We start from the raw sequence: 20,559 nt of genomic DNA on the forward strand, positions 1-20,559 counted from the left end.
GCTCACCTCCGGTACTCCGCCGGTACGGCCTTGGCCGCGATGCCCTCGAAGCGGTGGTCGAAGAGCGTGGAGACGTCGAACTTCTTCACGAAGCCGCCCTCGGCGAGCAGATCGGCGGTCTCCTGCTCCCACTTGATCGCCTCGTCCCAGCCGGCCGGGAACAGCGGCTTGTTGGCGAGGTCGCTGATCGACTTGGCCTGGTCGAGGGTCAGGTTCTGCGTCTTGACGTAGAACTCCCGGTTCCAGACGTCCGGGTGCTCGTACTGCCACACCTGGCCCTTGGCCCACTGCGGGATGTACGCGGCGATCGCGGCGGCCTTCGCGGGGTCGTTCAGCACGGACTGCGGCGCCCACAGCAGGTTGAGCAGGTCGACGACGTCGGTCTTGACGACACGGGCACCCTTCCCGCCGTACTGCTTGAGATAGGCGGGGGCCTGGCTGTTGGCGAGCGGGGCGATGTCCACCTGCCCGGACTGAAGGGCGGTGAGGAACTGGTTGCTGGTCAGCGGGACCAGCTCCACGTCGTCGTACTTCAGGCCCGCCTTCTTCAACGCCCGCAGCAGCACGACCCCTTGGGCCTGGCCCTGCGAGAAGGCGAGCCGCTTGCCACGGAAGTCCTCGACGGTGTGGATGTCGCTGCCGGGCTTGGTGGCGAAGAGGTAGTTGGGCTTGCGGGTCAGGTCGATCGCCACGATCTTCGCGTCGAAGCCCTGGTAGTGCGCCTGGATCGGCGGGATGCCCGCGTTGTTGGAGACGTCCAGGGACTTGGCGCGGAAGGCGTTGATGACGTCCGGGCCGGCCCCGATGTTCACCCAGCTCGACACCGTGAACGGCAGCCTGGGCAGCTTCGCCAGCTTGAACTGCAACTGCTGGACGTTCTGGTACGAGGCGATCTTCAGGCTGGTGCCGGCCGGAACCCTGTCGGCGAGCGGCTTGGTGGAGACGCCCTCGCTCTCGGCGGCGGCACTGCCGCCCGCGCAGCCGCTCAGACCGGCCGCCGCCGCGGTGGCACCCAGCAGAGAGGTGAGAAACAGCCGGCGGTCAAAGCCGGAAACGGGCGGAGAAGACATGGGAGTGCTCCCTGAGTTGTTATGCGCAGACAGATGGGAAAGCATGCGGAATTCCGGGCGACAGAAGGCCGGAGAAGGGGAATTCACGCAGGGGAGATACGCGCTTCACGGCGCGTCAACACGTCAGCAACAAAGGGTGCGACAGGTCATGACCAGGATGTTCCCGGTCATGAGCGCCCCCTGTCAACATTCGGAGTTTCTGAATTAACTGGCTTCAGGTGACGCGCTCAGCGGATCCCGATAGAGCACGTCGAGAACCACGGATCCGCCCGCCACGGCCAGCACGCTGTCGGCGAATCCCGTCGCGAAAACATCCCCGGCACGATCCGCCCCGACCGCCCCGCGCAATGCGTTCAGGCAGTCCTCGCGGTGCATGACACCCACCTCGGTCACCACCACCGTCTCCGGGTTGAGCACGTCCAGCAGCAGCCGCGCGGCCCGCCCGATCATCGTGGCCCGCTCCGTGAGCAGCCGCACGGCCACCGCGTTCCCGGCGGCCGCCGCACCGACCACATGCATCGGGTTCACCCCGTCGACGACCCCGGCCTCCCGGGCCCGCCGGCACAACGTCCGCTCGCTCAGCTCGACCTGGAGGCAGCCGGTGCGCCCGCACGCGCAGGGCTCCGTGCCGCCCGGCACCGGCAGATGGGCGATCGCGCCCGCCTGCGAACGCGGCCCGTAATGCACCGCGTCATGGGTGGCGAAGGCCGCGTCGACCACATTGCCGACGAACAGGTGCAGCACGCTCGCGCTGCCCCGCGCCCGCCCGAACAGCCGCTCCCCGTTGACCAACGCCCGCGCGTGCCCGTCGACATGGACGGGCAGCCCGGTGCGCGCGCCGAGCACCTCCCGCACCGGCACGTCCCGCCAGCCCAGCAGCGGGTGCTCCACGATGGTCCCGGAGTCCCGGTCCACCCAGCCCCCGGCGGCCACCCCGACCCCCAGGGGCCTGGCGCCCGGCATCCCGGCGAACAGCGCCGCCAGCCCGTCGGCGGCCCGCGCCAGCACCCGGCCGGGGTCGACGTGTTCGTGTTTCAGCTCCCGGCGGGCCAGCACCCGCCCGCGCAGGTCCAGCAGGGCGACCGTGGTGTACGGCACGGCGATGTGCACCCCGCCGACCACGAACCGCGAGTCGTCCAGATCGACGGGTACATGGGGCCTGCCGACCCCGTTCGACCGGCGGGGCACGGCGGCCTCGCGGATCAGCCCGAGTTCGGTGAAGCGGGCGCAGTAGTCGGTCACGGAGGCCGGGGACAGCCCGGTCAGCCGGGCGATGGTGCTGCGGGCCACCGGCCCGTGCTCCAGCACGGACCGCAGCACGACGCTGGCACTGGTGCGCCGGCGGTCGCTGTCGGCGGCGCGGGGGACGGAGGAGACGGAGGGGGTGGGGGAGACGGAGCGGGTGGGGGAGGCAGGGTGCATGGGAGAGGCAAGGGTGGATGCCGCGGTACGGGGCATGGGAAACCGTCCTTGAGGAACGGGGCCGACACGTCTCGGGATCGAGGCGGGCCGAGTCCGCTCCGCCCGCCTCACACCGGGCGGCGACAGGTGGCCGTGCCCTGGCGTCGCAGGTCGACATAGCGACGCGACGTGAAGTACCGGGCCTGGGCAACCATGGTGGAAGCGTAGGGCAGGAACGGTGAATCCGACCAGACCACTAGGATTCATTTGGTGAAACCCTACAGTCCTGGCGTCGACCTGCCGGGTGACCGAAACATCCCTGCCTCAGTGACCGTTGTCACGCCACGCCCCGTGTAACCGGCACCTTTTGTCAGGAGCCCACCAAGCTCACGTTCCACCCTTTGTCGAGCGCTGACGGTGATCGACTCGAGGGCGCCGGTATAGCGTCACGGTGTTCCCACCTGCCCACACCTCTCGCGGAGTCCCCATGAGCACCGCCACCGCCATCGCTCGCCCCGGCGCAGTCCTCGCCGACCTCCTGCCCGCGTCGCGCGTCCGCGACGTCGCGCTCGTGCTGGGCGGCGCCGCGCTCACCGGCCTCGCGGCCCAGCTGTCCGTCCCGGTGCCCGGTTCCCCGGTGCCGGTGACCGGCCAGACCTTCGCCGCCCTGCTGGTCGGCACCACCCTCGGCGCCCGCCGCGGCTTCCTCTCCCTCGCGCTGTACGCGCTCGCGGGTGTGGCCGGCGTGCCCTGGTTCGCGGGCGGCTCCTCCGGCTCCGGCGCGGTGTCCTTCGGCTACGTCCTCGGCATGCTGCTCGCCTCCGCGCTCGTCGGCGCGCTGGCCCGGCGCGGCGCCGACCGCAACGCCTGGCGCATGGCGGGCACGATGATCCTGGGCGAGGCCGTCATCTACGCCGTCGGTGTGCCCTACCTGGCCTACGCCGCCGGTATCTCCGCGTCCGCCGCGATCGCCGCCGGCCTCACCCCGTTCCTGATCGGCGACGCCCTGAAGGCCGCCCTGGCGATGGGCCTGCTGCCCACCGCCTGGAAGCTCGTCAAGCGCTGAGGCCGCGGAACAGCCGTACGACACAGGGCGACCGCATCATCCGACGTCCAGTCAGGTGATGCGGCCGCTCTGCGCGATTTCCGGCTCAGCCCTGCGGCCGGCGCCGCGTCCACCACATCCCGGCCGCCCCGGCCGCGATCAGGGCGCCGCCGGCCGCGCCGAGCGGCAGCACGTCACGGCCCGCCCCGGTCCTGGGCAACTGGTCGCCGGACGGGCCCACCGGCTTGTTGTCGGTGCCGAGCAGCAGCGGGGTCGCCGGGGCGTTCGGCGACGGGTTGGTCGTCCCGAACGGCACCGGTCCCTGCTGCCAGAAGGTCTTCTTCCCGTCGGCCGACTTCACCGGCAGGCAGATCTTCCCCGCCTTGCCCAGGTCGTACGTGGCGTCGACCGCGTACGACTTCGACCTGCCGGCGGCGAGCGAGCCGACCGGGCAGCTGAAACCGCTGTTCGAACCTTCCGGCAGGTCCTTTTTCGCGATCGCCGAGCAGCCCTTGACGTCGTCGACCTTCAGGCCGTCGAAACCGACCACCAAAAGCTGGATGTCTCCGCTGTCCTTGCTTCCGTCGTTCTTCACCGTGGCGGTGATCGCCGTCTTTTGCGAGCTGTTGTCGACGGAGATCCGCGACGGCAGCGTGGTGCTGAGCTTCACACCCGCCGGCGCCTCGTCAACGGCCTTTCCCCCCTTGCTGCTTGCCGGTCCCTGATCGTCCGCGACGGCCGAGTGCGGAAGCAGCAGCACGGCCGAAAAAGATGCCGTGAGCAGCGATCCCGTGATGGCCGCCATCCGACGAGAACTCATGTTCGTCCCCCTTGTGACCCCCTGGACTGCGCCTGAATTCGCAGTACTTGAAGAGGTACCACAAGATTTCTCCGCACTATGCTGGTACGGCACGAAGTGTGACCATTGTGTTTCAGCTGGGGCGGTCGTTGAGGGGGGTGCAGCGGATTGCCGGGGAATACGGGAAATACGGGAAATGCGGGGAGCGGTGGTGCTCCCGGGTTATTGGTGACGGGGCGTTATCGGCTGGTCGAGAGCATCGGTCAGGGGGGAATGGGGCGGGTGTGGCGGGCCGCCGACGAAATCCTCGACCGGCAGGTCGCGGTCAAGGAAATGCGGATCGACGGACTCGACGCGGAGGACGCCCGGACCCGCCGCGAACGCACACTGCGCGAGGCGCGGGCCACGGCCCGGATCGACCACCCCAACGTCGTACGCGTCTACGACGTCGTCGACGAGGGTGAACGCCTGTGGATCGTCATGGAATTGATCGCCGGACGCTCGCTGGAACAGATCATGGTGGCCGAGGGACGGCTCGGCCCGCCCGAGGCGGCGCGGATCGGGCTGGGGCTGGTGGCGGCGCTGCGGCAGGTGCACGCCGGGGGCGTGCTGCACCGGGACATCAAACCGGGCAACGTCCTGGTCGAGGCGGCCAGCAACCGGGTCGTCCTGACCGACTTCGGCATCGCGGCCATCCAGGACGCCAAGGCGCTCACCATGGTCGGCATGCTGGTCGGCTCCCCCGACTACATGGCGCCCGAGCGCATCTCCGGCCGCCGTCAGGGGCCGCCCTCCGACGTGTGGTCCCTGGGCGCCACCCTCTGCGCGGCCCTGGCCGGCCGCTCCCCCTTCTCTCGCGACACGACCCTCGCCACCCTGCACGCCGTCCTCTACGAGGAACCCGAACTACCGCCCGAAGCCGGCCCGCTGCGCGACATCCTGGCCGCCCTCCTGGAAAAGGAACCCTCGACCAGGCCGGAACTGACCGAGATCGAGGCGGCCCTGCGCGCGGTGGCGTCTTCGGACCCGGCGCCGACACCGACGCTCCAGGTGAGGGAGGGACCCGGGGCGTCCGGGGCCGAGGCCCCCGGAGAACGGCCCACACTGGCGTTCCTGGCGGTGGCGGGGTTGCCCCCGGCCCGGGACCCCCGCGTGCCGGAACCGGAGGCCGCCCCCGAGCCCGCCTCCGAGCCCGAACCGGTGCGGGATGCGCCGCCGTCGAGCGAGGAGACGCTGCCACAGGCCGAACCGACTGCCGCGACCGAGCCCTCTCCTGCGACCGAGCCCTCTCCTGCGACCGAGCCAGGTCCCGCGACCGAGCCCACCCTCGGCGCCGTACCGTCCGAAGCGGAGACCCAGTGCCGTCCGCTCGCCGGTCCACAGGGCCCGCAGGGCACCCGTACCGCGGGCCGTTCCCCCGGCGAACGATCCGTGGCCACCCCGGGCCAAGCCCGCCACCGCACCGCGCTGCTCGCCGCCATCGGCGCGGTGGCGGTCGCCGCGGTGGCGGGGATCCTGCTCGTCACGTCGCTCGGCGGCCCGGACGGCGGCAGCGCGCGGGCGAACGGCTCGCCCGTCACCTCAGCCTCGGCCTCGGCCGCTGCCACCACCGCCCGGAGCAGCCCGTCGCCCACCGTGGAGGGCACCTCCCGGCCGCAGAGCCTGCCGCCGGGCGCGCACCGGGAGGCGGGCGGGTACGCCTGGCGGACGCCGGACGGCTGGCGGCGGGACGTGAAGACCGGAGCCGAGGTGCACTACACCTCGCCCGACGGCCGCCAGGAGCTGGTCGCCAAGTCCTCCCTGGCCCACGGCGACCTCATGGACACCTGGAGCGCCTCGGAGCGCAACGCCCGGCAGGGCGAGGGCTACGCGAAGATCCGCCTGGCGGAGACGACCTTCCGCGGCCACCCGGCGGTGGTCTGGGAGTACACCTTCACGCTCAAGGGCGTCCCCTGGCACGCCCAGTTGCTCGGCTTCGACGCGAACGGCAAGTCGTACCAGGTCAGTACCTGGTACCAGCCGGAGATCGAGGTGCGGGCGCTGGAGACGTACGACAAGGTCAAGCAGAGCTTCACGGTGCTGTGAACGCACGAGGGGAGGGAAGCCCGCAGGCTTCCCTCCCCTGGAGCGGTGGAGGTCAGACGGACACCTTGTCGGCTTCCGTCTCGACGGCCGCCACCGGCCCGCGGTTCGCGAAGAACTTCTCCTTCACCACCGCGACCACGATCACGAGCGCCGCGACCAGCAGCGACAGCAGCACGGTCTCGCGGCCGTCGTGCTCGGTGTCGGTCAGCATGTAGCCGAGGACGAACACGATCAGCGCGGCCGTCGCCCAGGTCAGGTACGGGTACAGCCACATCTTCACGACGAGCTTCTCCGGCGCCTCCTGCTGGATGATCCGCCGCATGCGCAGCTGCGAGAAGCAGATGACCAGCCACACGAACAGGGCGACCGCGCCACTGGAGTTGACCAGGAAGAGGAAGACCGAGTCCGGGAACTTGTAGTTGAAGAAGACGGCGACGAAGCCGAAGACGACGGACGCGACGATCGCGGCCATCGGTACGCCACGGGAGGTCGTACGGGCGAACGCCTTGGGCGCGTCACCGCGCTGGCCGAGCGAGAACGCCATGCGGGAGGCCGTGTACAGACCGGAGTTGAGACAGGACAGCACCGAGGTCAGCACGATGAAGTTCATGATCTCGCCGGCGTGCGCGATGCCGAGGGAGTCCAGGGCGGCGACGTAGGAGCCCTTGTCCTTGATCGACGGGTCGTCCCAGGGGATGAGGGAGACGACGATGAGGATCGAGCCCAGGTAGAAGACGCCGATACGCCAGATGATGCTGTTCGTCGACTTGGTCACCGCCCGCTGAGGGTCCTCGGACTCGCCGGCCGCGAGGGTCGCGATCTCGCTGCCCATGAAGGAGAAGACGACCAGGAGCACACCGGTGAGGATCGAGCCGGGGCCGTGCGGCAGGAAGCCGCCGTGGGAGCTCAGGTTGCCGAAGCTCGCCTTGTCGGCGTGCACGCCCGGCAGCACACCGAAGACGGCCAGCGCGCCGATGACGATGAACGCGCCGATCGCCACGACCTTGATGCCGGCGAACCAGAACTCGAACTCGCCGTAGGAGCCGACGGAGACCAGGTTGGTCGCGGTCAGCACGGCCATCACGATGAGTGCCCAGCCCCACTGCGGGACGGCGGGGACCCATCCCTCGAGGATCGTGGCGCCGGCGGTGGCCTCCACGGCCAGCACCACCACCCAGAAGAACCAGTACAGCCAGCCGATGGAGAACCCGGCCCAGCGGCCCAGCGCCCGATCGGCGTGAGCGGAGAAGGAGCCGGAGGTGGGATTCGCGGCGGACATCTCACCCAGCATGCGCATCACCAGCACGACGAGCGTGCCGACGAGGGCGTAGGAGAGAAGGATGCCGGGCCCTGCGGTGGCGATACCGGAGCTGGAGCCGACGAACAGTCCGGCACCGATCACGCCGCCGATGGCGATCATGGTCAGATGCCGGTTCTTGAGTCCTGCCTGAAGTCCGGAACCAGGGGTCATGGACGGATTTCCTTTGCGCCGGTGGAGCGGATTCCCGTACGAGGGGGGATGCCGTTGTGCGGCCTTGTACGAGTCGGTCCAGTGAATCCGAGGTGAATGAATTCGGGAACCTTTGAATCCGGATTGTTACTTGAGGTTCCCTTGAGCTTCTATGGTGTGACTCACACTTTCACCTTGCGGCACCCGAGGCTGCTGCCCCGAAACACCCGTGACACACTCATTCCATGCGCGTGTATCTCGGCTCCGACCATGCGGGCTTCGAACTCAAGAACCACCTCGTCGAGTGGCTCAAGGCGGCGGGTCACGACCCCGTCGACTGCGGCCCGCACATCTACGACGCCCAGGACGACTACCCGCCCTTCTGCCTCCGCGCAGCGGAGCGCACGGCCGCGGACCCCGACTCCCTCGGCATCGTGATCGGCGGCTCCGGCAACGGTGAGCAGATCGCCGCGAACAAGATCAAGGGCGTCCGTGCGGCCCTCGCCTGGAGCGAGGAGACGGCCTCCCTCGGCCGCCAGCACAACAACGCCAACGTCGTGGCGGTGGGCGCGCGCATGCACACCCAGGAGGAGGCGACCAAGTTCGTCGAGATGTTCCTGGGTACGCCGTTCTCCGGAGACGAGCGTCACATCCGCCGCATCGACATGCTGTCGACCTACGAGACGACGGGCGAGCTGCCTCCCATCCCGGCCCACCACCCCCAGCAGGACTGACCGCCCCCCCCGGGTTGAGAGGAAGCCGGGGCACGGGCGGGGGCGGAGCCCCGCAGGGGGAGCAGGGGGCGGAGCCCCCGCCGGGGTGCTGGGGCGGAGCCCCGCGAGGGGTGCAGGGGACGCAGTCCCCGCCGGGGTCTGGGGCGGAGCCCCAGGGTGCGGTGACCTCCCAGTTGGCCGTCATGGGTGGGTGGGTGGGAAACCCCCGGGGTCTGGGGCGGAGCCCCAGGGTGGGGCAACCTCTCAGCCGACCGTCACGGGTGGGTGGGTGGGAAACAAACGGCCGAGAAAGGGGACCGCACCGTGCCAGAGGGGCACACGATTCACCGGCTGGCGCAGGACTACGGCGCCCGATTCGCCGGCACGACCCCCCGAGTGACCAGCCCCCAGGGCAAGTTCTCCGACGCCGCCGAACTCCTCACCGGTACGGAACTCACCCACACCGAAGCCCACGGCAAGCACCTCTTCCTCGGCTTCCGGGACCCCGAGGACACCGACTGGATCCACATCCACCTCGGCCTCTTCGGCAAGGTCACCTTCGGCGACGCCCCCGCGCCCCCGCCCACGGACACCGTCCGCCTCCGCCTCGCCGACGCCACCTCGTACGTCGACCTCCGCGGCCCCACCACCTGCGCCCTGATCACGGACACCGAGAAGCAGGCGATACACGACCGCCTCGGCCCCGACCCCCTCCGCACGGACGCCGACCCGCGAGCCGCGTACCGCCGCGTCTCCCGCAGCCGTACGACGATCGCCGCGCTCCTCATGGACCAGAAGGTCATCGCCGGCGTAGGCAACGTCTACCGCGCCGAGGTCCTCTTCCGGCACCGCATCGACCCGTACCGCGCGGGCCGCGACATCACTCCCGCCGAGTGGGACGCGATCTGGGCCGACCTCGTCGAGCTCATGCGCGAGGGCGTCCGCAACAACCGCATCGACACCGTCCGCCCCGAGCACACCCCCGAGGCGATGGGCCGCCCGCCCCGCGTGGACGACCACGGCGGCGAGGTGTACGTCTACCGCCGGGCCACCCTGCCCTGCCACATCTGCGCCACCGGCATCCGCACCGCCGACCTCGCCGCCCGCAACCTCTTCTGGTGCCCGACCTGCCAGCAGCCCTGAGGGCACCGAACCGCGGCGGCCACCCCTAGAACCCGCGAGAACCCGCGCGAACCCGCGAGAACCCGCGAGAACCCGCGAGAACCGGTGAAGAACCGGTCAGAACCCGTGCGGCAGCCACGGCGCCACCGCCGACCCGAACCCCACCGACGCCTCCGCCAGCGCCCCCTCCCGCAGTTCCCGCACCAGCCCCGCCGCCGCTGGCACGGTGAGCGAGACACCGCCCAGGTACGCCGCCCCCAACTCCCGGACGGACAGCGCGAGATCGGCCGCCTCCTCGGTGCGCTCGCAGGACGCGCCCTTCGTGTCGCCAGTCAGTCGCCAACGCCCCGCGTTCCAGGGGCAGAAGGAGTCCTCGACCTCGAACACGACGTCCACCGGCGCCTGATAGGTGCGCGCCCCGAGCGCCGCGCCGACGTCCACCAGCCGCACGTGCAGCGAGTCCCGCACCAGCAGCTCGCACCGCCGGACGTCCGACACCAGGTACTGCCACGGCTCGTCCACCGGCCGCCGCCGCGCGTCGATCACCGTGGTCAGGTCGATCCCGAACAGGAACCGCCACAGAGCGGCGTGCGCCGCCGGGTCGAGCGCCTCCGTGTTCTCCAGCACCACCGTCCCCTTGGGCCCGGCCGGCTCCCAGTCCGGCTTGACCCGGAAGCGGGCGTACCCCACCAACTCCCCGCCCCGCTCGGCGACCACGCACTGCAACGGCGACGCCCCGTCCCGCTCACCCGCCGGATCGAGCAGCATCAGCCGCTCCCAGCCGGGGGACCGCGCCACCATCCCCGGCCGCAGCGGCACCTGCCGGGCGCACAGCGCCTCGCAGGCGTCGAGGACGTCGGCCGGCTCGGCGTACCGCAGCCGTACGTCGTCGGTGCCGGGCGGCACCGTCAGCCGTACCCGGGTGGTGTCGATCCGCGCGTTGACGTGGTACGTCGCCGCCGCGTACCCGAACCGCCCGTAGATGGCCGGTTCCGACGCCGTCAGCACCGCCAGCGGCCGGCCCCAGGACCGTACGTCGTCCAACTGCCGCCGCATCATCGAGGTCAGCACACCGCGCCGCCGGTGCGTGGCGGCCACGCTGACCATGGTGACTCCCGCGGCCGGCACCGACGCCCCACCGGGCACCGTCAGCCGGAAATCGAAGGCCGACGCCGTACCGACGACCGCGTCACCGTCCCAGGCTCCGATCGAACGCTCGGTCTCGGTCAGCGAGTTCCACAGCTCCCGCTCCTCGGGCGCCTCCGGAACACCGCCGAAGGCCCTCAGCAGGCTGTCGTACCACCGGTCCCAGTCGTCCGCCCGCAGCACCCGCAGTTCCGTCGAAGGGCTACGCCCGAGGTCTGTTCCCATGGACCATGCGTACCAGCGCGTCGCGGGGCGGGCGAACGAATTTCCGCCGGTGCGCGGCGGGACGTCGCCCGGTGAAGTTCACTGTGACGTTGAACCTCGGACGGGGGATAAGTCGGACCTCCCGTGCCAAGTACCTGGTCCGATGGATAGGGTCCCGAACTAATGGCAGCAGGACGAGAGCGGCGCTCGAAGGCCGAGACGTTCACGGCCCGGTGGAAGATGCAGTGGCACCGGGCCCGCGTCGGGCTGCGCAGAAGCGCGGTGGACTACTTCCGCGGCAACGGCTCGGACTGGATCGCGCTGGCCGGACTGCTGCTGACCATCCCGGTGCTCGCGTCGATGACCCTCGCCAACTCGGTGTGGTGCTCGCCCGCCACGCTGGTGCTGCCGATCGTCGCGGGCGGCCTGCTGCTGCGGCCCGCGAGCCTGCTCGGGCTGTACGCGGCGGCGGCCACCGCGCTGATCGTGGAATCGGTGCGGCTCGGCCCGTACACCGAGGGGCCCTCCAGGGTCACGCCGGGTGTGGTGCTCGTGGTCGCAGCCTGTGGGTTCTTCGGGCTGCTCACCGCGCAGTTCCGCAGCCGGGTCGGCGTGCCGTGGCGGCGCGGCGGCACCATGCTGTTCGACCTGCGCGAGCGGATCCGGGTGCAGAGCAAGCTGCCGAAGCTGCCGCAGGGCTGGCACCGGGAGATGGCGCTGCGGCCCGCGGGCGGGCAGTCCTTCTCCGGCGACTTCGTGGTGGCGGCCCGTACCAACGGCGGGCGCACGCTGGAGGCCGTGCTCACCGACGTGTCCGGCAAGGGCATGGACGCGGGATCGCGGGCGCTGCTGCTGTCGGGGGCGTTCGGGGGACTGCTGGGCTCGCTGCCGCCGCACGCCTTCCTTCCGGCGGCGAACGGCTATCTGCTGCGCCAGGACTGGGACGAGGGTTTCGCGACCTCGATCCATCTGGTGCTCGATCTCGACTCCGGGGACTACGAGTTGTACTCGGCGGGGCATCCGCCGGGCCTGCAACTCAGCGCGGGCAGCGGACGCTGGGAGGAGAAGGCCGCGGAGGGCCCGCTCCTCGGTGTGTACGACGGTGCCCAGTTCGACCCCGTGAAGGGCTCGCTGCGGCCGGGAGACGTGCTGATGCTGTTCACGGACGGCCTGGTGGAGACGTCCGACCGGGACATCGTCGAGGGCATCGACCGCCTCACCGGCGAGGCCGACCGCTATGTCGCGGGCGGCTTCCACGGAGCGGCCTGGCACCTGATCGAGGCCGTGGCGAAGGACGTCAACGACGACCGGGCGCTGCTGCTGATCTGCCGGGAAGGCGCGTCCGCCCAGCAGGCCCGCTGACACGTGCCGTCAGGACGGCGGTCCTGACGGTGGTCCTGACTGCGGTCCTCACGGTGGGGTTTTCCCCCGCCCCCATCCGCCAGCCGCCCTCATGGCCCGGACACCCCCCGTTTCCGTACGTTCGAGAAACCGGCAGACGCGACCCGCGGGACACCACCGCGCGACACCACCCCGCGATGCCGCCCTTCGACGAACGGACGGGAAGGACACCCATGTCAAGCCAGTGGGCCGTAGAACTGCACGGAGTGGCCCGGCACTACGGCCGGGGCGGCTCCGCCGTCCACGCCCTCCGCGGCATCGACCTCGCCCTCCCGCCCGGCACCTTCACCGCGGTGATGGGACCCTCCGGCTCGGGAAAGTCGACGTTCCTCCAGTGCGCGGCCGGCCTGGACCGCCCCACCAGCGGGAAGGTGCTCCTCGGCGGCACGGACATCACGGACATGAGCGAGAACAAGCTCACCGCGCTGCGCCGCACCCGCCTCGGCTTCGTCTTCCAGGCCTTCAACCTGCTGCCCTCCCTCACGGTCGAGCAGAACATCGTCCTGCCGACGCGTCTCGCGGGCCACCGCCCCGACCGCCGCCGCGCCGCCGAGGTCCTCGCCCAGGTCGGCCTCGCCGACAAGGCCCGCCGCCGCCCCGGCCAGCTCTCCGGCGGCCAGCAGCAGCGCGTGGCCATCGCACGGGCGCTCGTCACCCGCCCGGACGTGGTCTTCGCCGACGAGCCGACCGGCGCCCTGGACACCACCACCGCCGCCGAGATCCTCGCCCTCCTGCGGGACGCCGTCGACGCCCAGGGCGCCACGGTCGTGATGGTCACCCACGACCCGTCGGCCGCCGCCTGGGCGGACCGCGTGCTGTTCCTGGCGGACGGCGAGATCGTCGACCACCTCGAACGGGCCCCGGCCGCCCGTATCGCCGCCCGCATGGCCGAGCTCACCGCCCGCCCCTCCCGCGCGGGAACGGCCGCCTGATGTCCGTTCCCAACGGCCTCGCCCGCGCCGCCGTCCGCTTCCGTCCCGCCGCGTTCGCGGGCACCTTCGTCGCCCTCGCACTGGCCGCGCTGATCGTCGTGGCCTGCGGGATCCTGCTGGAGACGGGCATACGGGCCACGGTCCCGCCGGTCCGCTACGCCCACGCCCCCGTCGTCGCCGCCGCCGACCAGCGCGCCCATCCCGACCACGGGGACGACAGCGACGCCGTGCCGGTCCCGGACCGCGCCCGCCTGGACGCCGGCCTGGTCGCGCGGGCCGCCTCCGCACCGGGCGCCCGCACGGCCGTCGCCGACCTCACCTTCCCCGTGCGCGGCCCGCACGCCGACCGGCTCACCGCCCACAACTGGGGTTCCACCGCCTTCACCGGCGAGCACCTCACCGGCGGCGGCGCGCCCGGCCCCGGGGAGGTCGTCCTGAGCCACGGCACCGTCGGTGACCACGTCACCCTCACCACCCCGGACGGTCCCCGCACCTACCGCGTCTCCGGCCTCACCCGGGCTCCGGCGGCGACCGCCTGGTTCGCCGACCCCGAGGCCCTCCGCGTCTGCGGCCACCCCGGCCGCGTCGACGCCGTCGTCGTGCTGCCGAAGCCCGGCGTCACCCCGGCCACCCTCAAGTCCCAGGTCGCGCGGGCCCTCGGGCACCGGGCCCAGGTGCACACCGGTGCCGGCCGCGGTGCCGTCGAGGACCCCTCGCTCGCCGAGGCCCGTGAGCTCCTCACCGGGCTCGGGGGCTCCTTCGGCGGTGTCGCCACCATGGTCGCGGTGTTCACGGCGGCCGGGACCGTCGCGCTGGCCGTCGGGCAACGCGCCCGGGAGTTCGCCCTGTTGCGGGCGATCGGCACCACCCCGCGGCAGATCCGCCGCACGATCGCCACCGAGGCCCTCCTCGTCGCCCCGCTCGCGGGCGCGGCCGGCTGCCTGCCGGGGATCGTCCTGGCCCGGTGGTGGTTCGGGCAGCTGAAGGACAAGGGGGCGATTCCGGAGGCCGTCGACCTGGCCGTGGGCTGGATCCCGCTGGTCTCCGCCGTCGGCACGGTCCTGCTCACCGCCCTGTGCGCCGGGTACATGGCCGCCCGCCGCAGCTCCCGGATCAAGCCGGGGCAGGCGCTCGGCGAGGCGTCCGTGGAGCGGCTGCGGGTCGGCTGGATCCGTACGCCGCTCGGGATCACCGCGGCCGCCGGCGGGTTCGTCTGCGCCGGGCTGGCCTCCTCGCTCGACGGGGAGGACGCGGCCAACGCCTCCCTCAGCATCGTCATGCTGTTCATGCTGGCCGTGGCGCTGCTCGGGCCGCTGCTCGCCCGCGCGTTCGCGGCCCTGTTCGGGCCGGTGCTGCGGGGCGCGGGGGCGCCCGGGGCGCTCGCCGCCGCCAACTCCCGTACCAACGCCCGCCGTCTGGCCTCGGCGATCACGCCGATCGTGCTCGCCATGGCGTTCTCCTCGGTACTGGTGTTCATGCACACCAGCGAGGAGAAGGTGACCGGCGAGCAGCAGCGTGCGGGTGTCACCGCCGACCACATCGTCACCGCCGATCCTGGGCTCGCCCCGGACGCCGTGCGGCGAGCCCAGGACACCCCCGGAGTCACCGCCGCCGTGGGCCTGTTGCGGACCTCGGTGCTCGTGTCGGTCTCCGGGTCGCTGGAGTCGGCGAGCGCACAGGGGGTCACGGGGACCGTGCGGGACCTGGCCGCCGTACAGGACCTGGGGATGCGGCGCGGACGGCTGTCGCTGCGGCCCGGCGAGGTGGCGCTGGACGCCTCCCTCGCCCAGAACACACACGTCGGGGTCGGCGACCGGCTGCGCCTGTACCTGCCCGACGGGACCAGGACCACGCCGCTGGTCGTGGCGACGTACGCGCGCGGCATGGGACTCTCACAGGTCACCCTCGGCCGCGCCGCGCTGGACGGTCACGTCAGCTCGTCCTTCGACACCGAGCTGTGGGCGAAGGGCGGCACGGCACGGGCGCTGGCGCCCCTGGGGACGGTGCTGGACCGGGGCGGGTACACCGCCGCCCGGTCGCTGGACCGGGAGCTGAACGCCTGGGCCAACGCCGTGATGGCGAGCGTGCTCGGCGGGTTCGCCGCCGTGGCCGCCGTGAACACGCTGGTGATGACCGTCCTCGACCGGCGGCGGGAGCTCGGCACGCTCCGGCTCATCGGCTCCACCCGCCGGCAGATCCTGCGCATGATCCGCTGGGAGGCGCTGCTGGTCGCCCTGACCGGCATCGGCCTGGGCACGGCGATCGCGCTGGCCACGCTGGTGCCGATGATGAAGGGACTGACGGGACAGGGGCCGTACATACCGCCGCTGGTGTACGGGGCGTTCGCGGGCGGTGTCGTGGTGCTCGGCATGGCCGCGGCGGCCCTTCCGGCCCGGGCGGCCCTGCGCCGGGAGACACTGGGGCAATGACCGAGACGCGCTCCCCGCTGACCCTGGCCGAGGTGGAGACCCTGGCGTGCGCCGCCCACGCCGGGCAGACCGACAAGGCGGGGCGGCCGTACGCCGGGCACCTGCGGGCCGTCGCGGAGGGCGTGCGGGCCCGGGGCGGCGACGAGGCGCAGATCGCGGCGGGCTGGCTGCACGACGCGGTCGAGGACGACGCCCTCTCCGAGGAGTGGCTGGCGGGGGCCGCGCTGAGCCGCCGTACGAAGGACATCGTGCTGGCGCTCACCAAGCGGGCGGGGGAGGAACCGGAGGCGTATGCGCGGCGCATCCTCGCCACGCCCGGCGCGCCGCTGGTGAAGGAGGCCGACCTCGCCCACAACGCGGACCCGGACCGGCTGGCCGTACTGGACGAGGCGACCCGGAGACGACTGACCGAGAAGTACACACGGATGCGCGCACTTCTCGGCCTCGGGACGCCCGGGGAATGACGAACGCTACGCGTTGACCTTCTCGCGCTCGGGTTCCCGCCGGCGGCGTTCGCGGGCGAGTTCGGCGGCGTCCTGCTTGAACGCCCAGTTCATCTGCGGCTCCATGGCGAAGCGGAACACGCGGCGTACGGGGCTGGTGCACAGGAGGGTGACGACGGCGGCCGCGAGGACGGTCACCAGGATCTCGCCGAGCGGGTGGTGCAGGGCCGGGTGGTCGAACCAGCCCCGGTAGTCGGCGAACTTCACCAGGAAGCCGTGCAGCAGGTAGCCGTACAGCGTGCCCGCGCCCAGCGAGGTGAACCACATCCTCCGGCCCGGCACCCAGGCGAAGAAGCAGGCGGTCAGCAGCAGCGAGCAGCCGAACATCGCGACCACCATGACCGGACCCGCCCACCACGGCGCGCCCAGTTCCTGGGCCGAGTCCCGGTGGTAGAACCAGGCCGTGTTCATGCGGGGCACCGCCCACCAGCCGACCGCCAGCGCGGCCGCGAACACCGGTACGGAGGCGGCCCGCACCCAGGGGCGGCGCACCAGCTGGAAGTGCTCGGGCTTCATGCACAGGCCCAGCACGAAGTACGGCAGGAACTGAAGGACGCGCTGGAGGTCCAGGTCGTCACCGATGCTCGGGGTGACGGAGGCCAGCATGGCGATGCCGAGCGCGACCGGGAGCGGTTGACGGACCAGCTTCCAGATGGGCGTGGTCAGCCGCCAGACGAACAGCGCGCACAGGAACCAGGTCAGGTACCAGGGGTCGAGGAGGCTGATCTCCTCGCCGGGGGAGTGGTCGACGAACCGCTTGAAGAGGGGGTAGGCGGTCTCGAACACGACGTACGGCACGGCCACGCCGGTGATCAGCCGCTTCAGCCGGTCGGGGCGCATGTCGAAACTGCGCGAGAAGAAGCCGGAGATGATGATGAACGCCGGCATGTGGAAGCTGTACACGACCGAGTACAGGCCCTCGACGATCCGGCTGTCACCCTTGAGGGGCTCCCACGCGTGCCCCATGGCGACCAGCACGATCGCCAGGTACTTGGCGTTGTCGAAGAACGCGTCGCGCTGTTTGCCCGGTCTGTCCCCTTGTGTCGGCTGCGTCGACTGCTGCCGTGACTGCTGCGGCCCCGTCTGGGTACGCGGACTGGGCACTCCCTCCGTCGGCGACTGTGCCGGGGGGAGTGGCCTTCGGTGCTGGCCGGGGGACGAGGCGGCGTCAAACATCTCAGGCACCCTAGCGTCGGCTGTGGGATTTCGTAAAACCCCGTGCGTCATTCCTGGTTATCAGGCTGCGGGTACCCCGGATTCAACAAAGTCGGCCTGTCTGTCCACGTGACGGTGAGCACATCAATAGGCCGCAAGGGGACGCCAGATGACCCCGATGTCCCGATTCATCCCGACTAATTGGTGCATAACAGCGTCTCTGTGCCAACAATTCGAATTACCCACGCACGAGATGTGTGGACAGGGAAACGAAGTCGTGTAATTCCCTGTGGGTTCCCGGTGGATGCCTGCGCGAGTGGAGCCTCGAATTACTGTGCGGGGCACCGGACTTGAAGCCGACGTGTCCGACGTTGCGTCACGTGCCGCATAGGACGGCCCGGTTGGTGGCACGATGGTTCCGGGAGTGCGGACCGACCGAGGGTGTGATCAGTTGTGGCCATTTCACTGTCCGTGGTGCTGCTGTTGGCGATCATCCTTGTGGTGCTGATCAGAGGGGGGAACATCAAGGCCGGCCCCGCCATCGTCGCGGTGCTCTTCGGCTTCTTCCTGGCCTCGACCGGGATGGCTCCGTCCATCCAGCGGTTCCTGAACTCGATAGCGGATTCGATCAACTCCATCAACTTCTGACCCGCGGTCGGCGGACCCGGCGTACGGGCGTCCCCGGTGTACGGGCGGCCCCGACGCACGGGCGGACCGGCGCACAAGGGAACAACGGGGGAACGTACGGCGATGGCGCTGCGCGACTCGGACCCGGCGGAGGTGGGCGGCTACCGGATCGAGGACCGCCTCGGCAGCGGCGGCATGGGCGTGGTCTACCTCGCCCGCTCCGCCTCCGGCCGCCGCCTGGCCGTCAAGGTCGTCCACGGCCAGTACGCCGACGACGACGAGTTCCGCACCCGTTTCCGCCGCGAGGTGGCCGCCGCCCGCCAGGTCAGCGGCGCCTTCACGGCGCCCGTGGTGGACGCCGGCGCCGACGCCCCGCGCCCCTGGATGGCCACGCTCTACATCCCGGGCGAGGACCTCGGCACCCACGTCCGCCGGCACGGCCCGCTGCCCCCGCCCCGGCTGCGTGAACTCGCCGCCGGCCTCACCGAGGCGCTGCGCGACATCCACCGCGCCGGCGTGGTCCACCGCGACCTCAAGCCGGCCAACGTGATGCTCGCCGAGGACGGCCCCCGCGTCATCGACTTCGGCATCTCCCGCGCCGCCGAGTCGGCCGCCGGCGACGTGCTCACCCAGACCGGCCGCGTCATGGGCACCCCGCCCTTCATGTCCCCCGAGCAGTTCTCCTCCCCGCACGACGTCGGCCCGGCCGCCGACATCTTCTCCCTCGGCGCGGTCGTGGTGTACGCCGCGACCCGGCGCGGCCCGTTCGACAGCCCGAGCCCCTACGAGACGGCGACCCGGGTCGTCGAGGGCGAGCCGGAGCTCGACGGAGTCCCCGCCGAACTGCTCCCCTTCGTCCGCCTCTGCCTGGAGAAGCACCCGAAGTCCCGCCCCACCCCCGACGACCTCCTCCGCCTCCTGCGCGACGGGAGCCTGCCGGACCCGCGCCCGGAGCCCACCCGGGAGGACACGCGGGACGACACCGTGCCGCAGCGCCCGCGCGGCCGGCGCCGAAGGCTCTGGATCGCGTCGGTCGCGGGCGCCCTGGTGCTCGCGGTGGCCGGCTCCTTCACCGCGCTCTCGCTGACGGGCGGCGGGGGCGGGGGCGGCACGCACGGCGAGCTGCCGGCGGGCTGGCGGGCCTGGCAGGCGAAGGACCTCGACAAGGCGACCAGCCCCAGCGCGGCGTTCCCGTCCTGCACCGCGCTCGACGGCGGACTCATCTGCGCCGGTGACAGCGTCAAGGCCGTGCGCTTCTCGCTCGCCACCGGCAAGGTCGAATGGAGCCACCCGGTGGCCGACCACCCCGACCCGAACGGCAGCAGCGGATCCATCCCCGACAGCGGAGTGTTCGGTACCCACGGCCACGACGTCTACGTGGTCGCCGACACCAAGGCCCGGTCGGCCGACGTCGGCGACTACGTCTTCCAGGCCCTCGACGCCCGCACCGGCAAGGTGCGCTGGAACATGCCCGTCGGCGACCGGGAGCTGTCCGCGGTGGACGGCAGCACGGCCGTCACGGCCGACGGGCCGATCATCACCTACGGCCCGGACGGAAGGACGTACTCCCTGCTGGACACCGGCACCGGCAGACCCCGCTGGAAGCGCACCGTGCCCGCCGAGGACACCTGCGAGGTCCGCACCGCGGCGGGCCACGGCTACCTGCTGTGCGTCGACCCCAAGGGCAAGCACACCCGGATCGCCGAGATCGGCCCGGCCGACGGCAAGCCCCGGTGGACCGCCACGGTGCAGGGCGCCCTCACCCTGGCCGGCCGGTCCGCGGGCCGTCTGGTCCTCCTCACGTCCCCGAACGCCCCCGACGACGCCTCGGGCCCCGCCTACCGCCGCATCACCCTGCTCGACGTGAGCGACCGCTCCCCGCACGTCGTCCCGCTGGCCCACGCCGTGCCGTCCGGCTCCATGCCCACCGTGGTCCGCGGCACCCTCTACTTCACGCTCAACAGCGGCGAGGTCCGCGCCGTCACCCCGGCCACCGGCCGCACCGTGTGGGACACCCACTCCTCCGTCGAACGCCCCGGCCCGCCCGCCGTCAGCGACGCCTACGTCTTCGTCGTCTCCCCCGGCGGCCGCCTGGCCGCCCTGGACCGCCGCACCGGCAGGGAACTCCACAGCCTCCCCGGCCGCGACGCCCGCACGGACCCGGTCTTCGTGTACGTGGGCTCGACCCCCCTCGTCCACGGTGACGCCGTCTACGTCCCGTACGGCATCCGCGCCGTCTATTCCGCGGACATCCGCCACCTGTAGAAACCACCAGGGGCCCGGCCCCGCCGAAACGGAAACCGGGCCCCAGGGCCGTACAGAGCGGGCGATGAGAATCGAACCTGCGAGCGATTCGCTGAGCCGGGTGTGGGCGGCCGGGCCAGTGCCGACCGTGACCGGCTGATCGCCGATCCTCTGAGCGGTCGCCAACGGGCGCAGGAAGACCCGGACGGGCGATGAGAAGCAAGATCCAGAGC

General features: G+C 71.6%; 16 protein-coding genes. 10 read left to right on the top strand and 6 right to left on the bottom strand.

Translation table 11 applies throughout. The features are described 5' to 3' along the window. Window positions 1-2: 2 nt before the first annotated feature. Window positions 3-1,070, bottom strand: coding sequence for an ABC transporter substrate-binding protein (locus ABZ915_RS06775; RefSeq protein WP_361796947.1), 1,068 nt, complete (start codon window positions 1,068-1,070; stop codon window positions 3-5). Window positions 1,071-1,274: 204 nt separating this feature from the next. Continuing rightward, window positions 1,275-2,528 (bottom strand): ROK family protein, encoded by a 1,254-nt coding sequence (locus ABZ915_RS06780; RefSeq protein ID WP_361796950.1) that lies wholly within the window; start codon window positions 2,526-2,528, stop codon window positions 1,275-1,277. A 430-nt stretch (window positions 2,529-2,958) separates the two neighbouring features. Between ABZ915_RS06780 and ABZ915_RS06785 the strand changes: the two genes are divergently transcribed. Further along, window positions 2,959-3,537, top strand: a complete 579-nt coding sequence (locus ABZ915_RS06785) for a biotin transporter BioY (protein ID WP_361796953.1) — start codon at window positions 2,959-2,961, stop codon at window positions 3,535-3,537. A gap of 85 nt (window positions 3,538-3,622) precedes the next feature. Here ABZ915_RS06785 and ABZ915_RS06790 read toward each other — a convergent pair whose 3' ends face one another. After that, on the bottom strand, window positions 3,623-4,336 hold the full coding sequence (locus ABZ915_RS06790; protein ID WP_361796956.1) for a hypothetical protein: 714 nt from the start codon (window positions 4,334-4,336) through the stop codon (window positions 3,623-3,625). Window positions 4,337-4,543: 207 nt separating this feature from the next. Between ABZ915_RS06790 and ABZ915_RS06795 the strand changes: the two genes are divergently transcribed. Further along, window positions 4,544-6,400, top strand: coding sequence for a protein kinase (locus tag ABZ915_RS06795; protein WP_361796959.1), 1,857 nt, complete (start codon window positions 4,544-4,546; stop codon window positions 6,398-6,400). Between the two features lie 52 nt (window positions 6,401-6,452). Here the strand turns inward: ABZ915_RS06795 and ABZ915_RS06800 are convergent, their stop codons facing one another. Further along, on the bottom strand, window positions 6,453-7,871 hold the full coding sequence (locus tag ABZ915_RS06800) for an amino acid permease (RefSeq protein WP_361796962.1): 1,419 nt from the start codon (window positions 7,869-7,871) through the stop codon (window positions 6,453-6,455). A 224-nt stretch (window positions 7,872-8,095) separates the two neighbouring features. Here ABZ915_RS06800 and ABZ915_RS06805 point away from each other — a divergent pair, with 224 nt between their 5' ends. Both ABZ915_RS06805 and ABZ915_RS06810 read left to right on the top strand, forming a co-directional pair. Next, on the top strand, window positions 8,096-8,584 hold the full coding sequence (locus ABZ915_RS06805) for a ribose-5-phosphate isomerase (RefSeq protein ID WP_361796965.1): 489 nt from the start codon (window positions 8,096-8,098) through the stop codon (window positions 8,582-8,584). A 303-nt stretch (window positions 8,585-8,887) separates the two neighbouring features. After that, window positions 8,888-9,706: a DNA-formamidopyrimidine glycosylase family protein gene (locus ABZ915_RS06810; protein WP_361796968.1), complete on the top strand. Its 819-nt coding sequence runs from the start codon at window positions 8,888-8,890 to the stop codon at window positions 9,704-9,706. Between the two features lie 96 nt (window positions 9,707-9,802). Here the strand turns inward: ABZ915_RS06810 and ABZ915_RS06815 are convergent, their stop codons facing one another. Then, complete coding sequence (locus ABZ915_RS06815; RefSeq protein ID WP_361796971.1) at window positions 9,803-11,056, bottom strand: GNAT family N-acetyltransferase; 1,254 nt, start codon at window positions 11,054-11,056, stop codon at window positions 9,803-9,805. A 162-nt stretch (window positions 11,057-11,218) separates the two neighbouring features. Here ABZ915_RS06815 and ABZ915_RS06820 point away from each other — a divergent pair, with 162 nt between their 5' ends. The 4 genes from ABZ915_RS06820 to ABZ915_RS06835 all read left to right on the top strand — a co-directional run bounded on the left by ABZ915_RS06820 (window position 11,219) and on the right by ABZ915_RS06835 (window position 16,261). Then, window positions 11,219-12,397 (top strand): PP2C family protein-serine/threonine phosphatase, encoded by a 1,179-nt coding sequence (locus ABZ915_RS06820; RefSeq protein ID WP_361796974.1) that lies wholly within the window; start codon window positions 11,219-11,221, stop codon window positions 12,395-12,397. A 212-nt stretch (window positions 12,398-12,609) separates the two neighbouring features. Next, entirely contained in the window at window positions 12,610-13,368 is a 759-nt protein-coding gene (locus ABZ915_RS06825) for an ABC transporter ATP-binding protein (protein WP_361796977.1), read from the top strand. Further along, on the top strand, window positions 13,368-15,797 hold the full coding sequence (locus ABZ915_RS06830) for an FtsX-like permease family protein (RefSeq protein WP_361796980.1): 2,430 nt from the start codon (window positions 13,368-13,370) through the stop codon (window positions 15,795-15,797). Before ABZ915_RS06825 ends, ABZ915_RS06830 begins: the two co-directional genes overlap by 1 nt. Beyond that, the gene (locus ABZ915_RS06835; protein ID WP_361796983.1) at window positions 15,794-16,261 is read left to right on the top strand and encodes an HD domain-containing protein; all 468 of its coding nucleotides are present in this window, start codon (window positions 15,794-15,796) and stop codon (window positions 16,259-16,261) included. Before ABZ915_RS06830 ends, ABZ915_RS06835 begins: the two co-directional genes overlap by 4 nt. Before the next feature lie 6 nt (window positions 16,262-16,267). On the opposite strand, the gene ABZ915_RS06840 is transcribed toward ABZ915_RS06835, so the two are convergent. After that, on the bottom strand, window positions 16,268-17,404 hold the full coding sequence (locus ABZ915_RS06840; RefSeq protein WP_361796986.1) for an acyltransferase family protein: 1,137 nt from the start codon (window positions 17,402-17,404) through the stop codon (window positions 16,268-16,270). A gap of 504 nt (window positions 17,405-17,908) precedes the next feature. Here ABZ915_RS06840 and ABZ915_RS06845 point away from each other — a divergent pair. Together ABZ915_RS06845 and ABZ915_RS06850 are read left to right on the top strand one after the other, a co-directional pair. Beyond that, complete coding sequence (locus ABZ915_RS06845) at window positions 17,909-18,103, top strand: hypothetical protein (protein ID WP_361796989.1); 195 nt, start codon at window positions 17,909-17,911, stop codon at window positions 18,101-18,103. A 102-nt stretch (window positions 18,104-18,205) separates the two neighbouring features. Beyond that, a complete protein-coding gene (locus tag ABZ915_RS06850) occupies window positions 18,206-20,347 on the top strand; it encodes a PQQ-binding-like beta-propeller repeat protein (RefSeq protein ID WP_361796992.1) in 2,142 nt (713 codons plus the stop codon). Window positions 20,348-20,559: the final 212 nt, after the last annotated feature.

It is taken from the genome of Streptomyces sp. NPDC046915 (assembly GCF_040644935.1).
Lineage (GTDB): Bacteria > Actinomycetota > Actinomycetes > Streptomycetales > Streptomycetaceae > Streptomyces.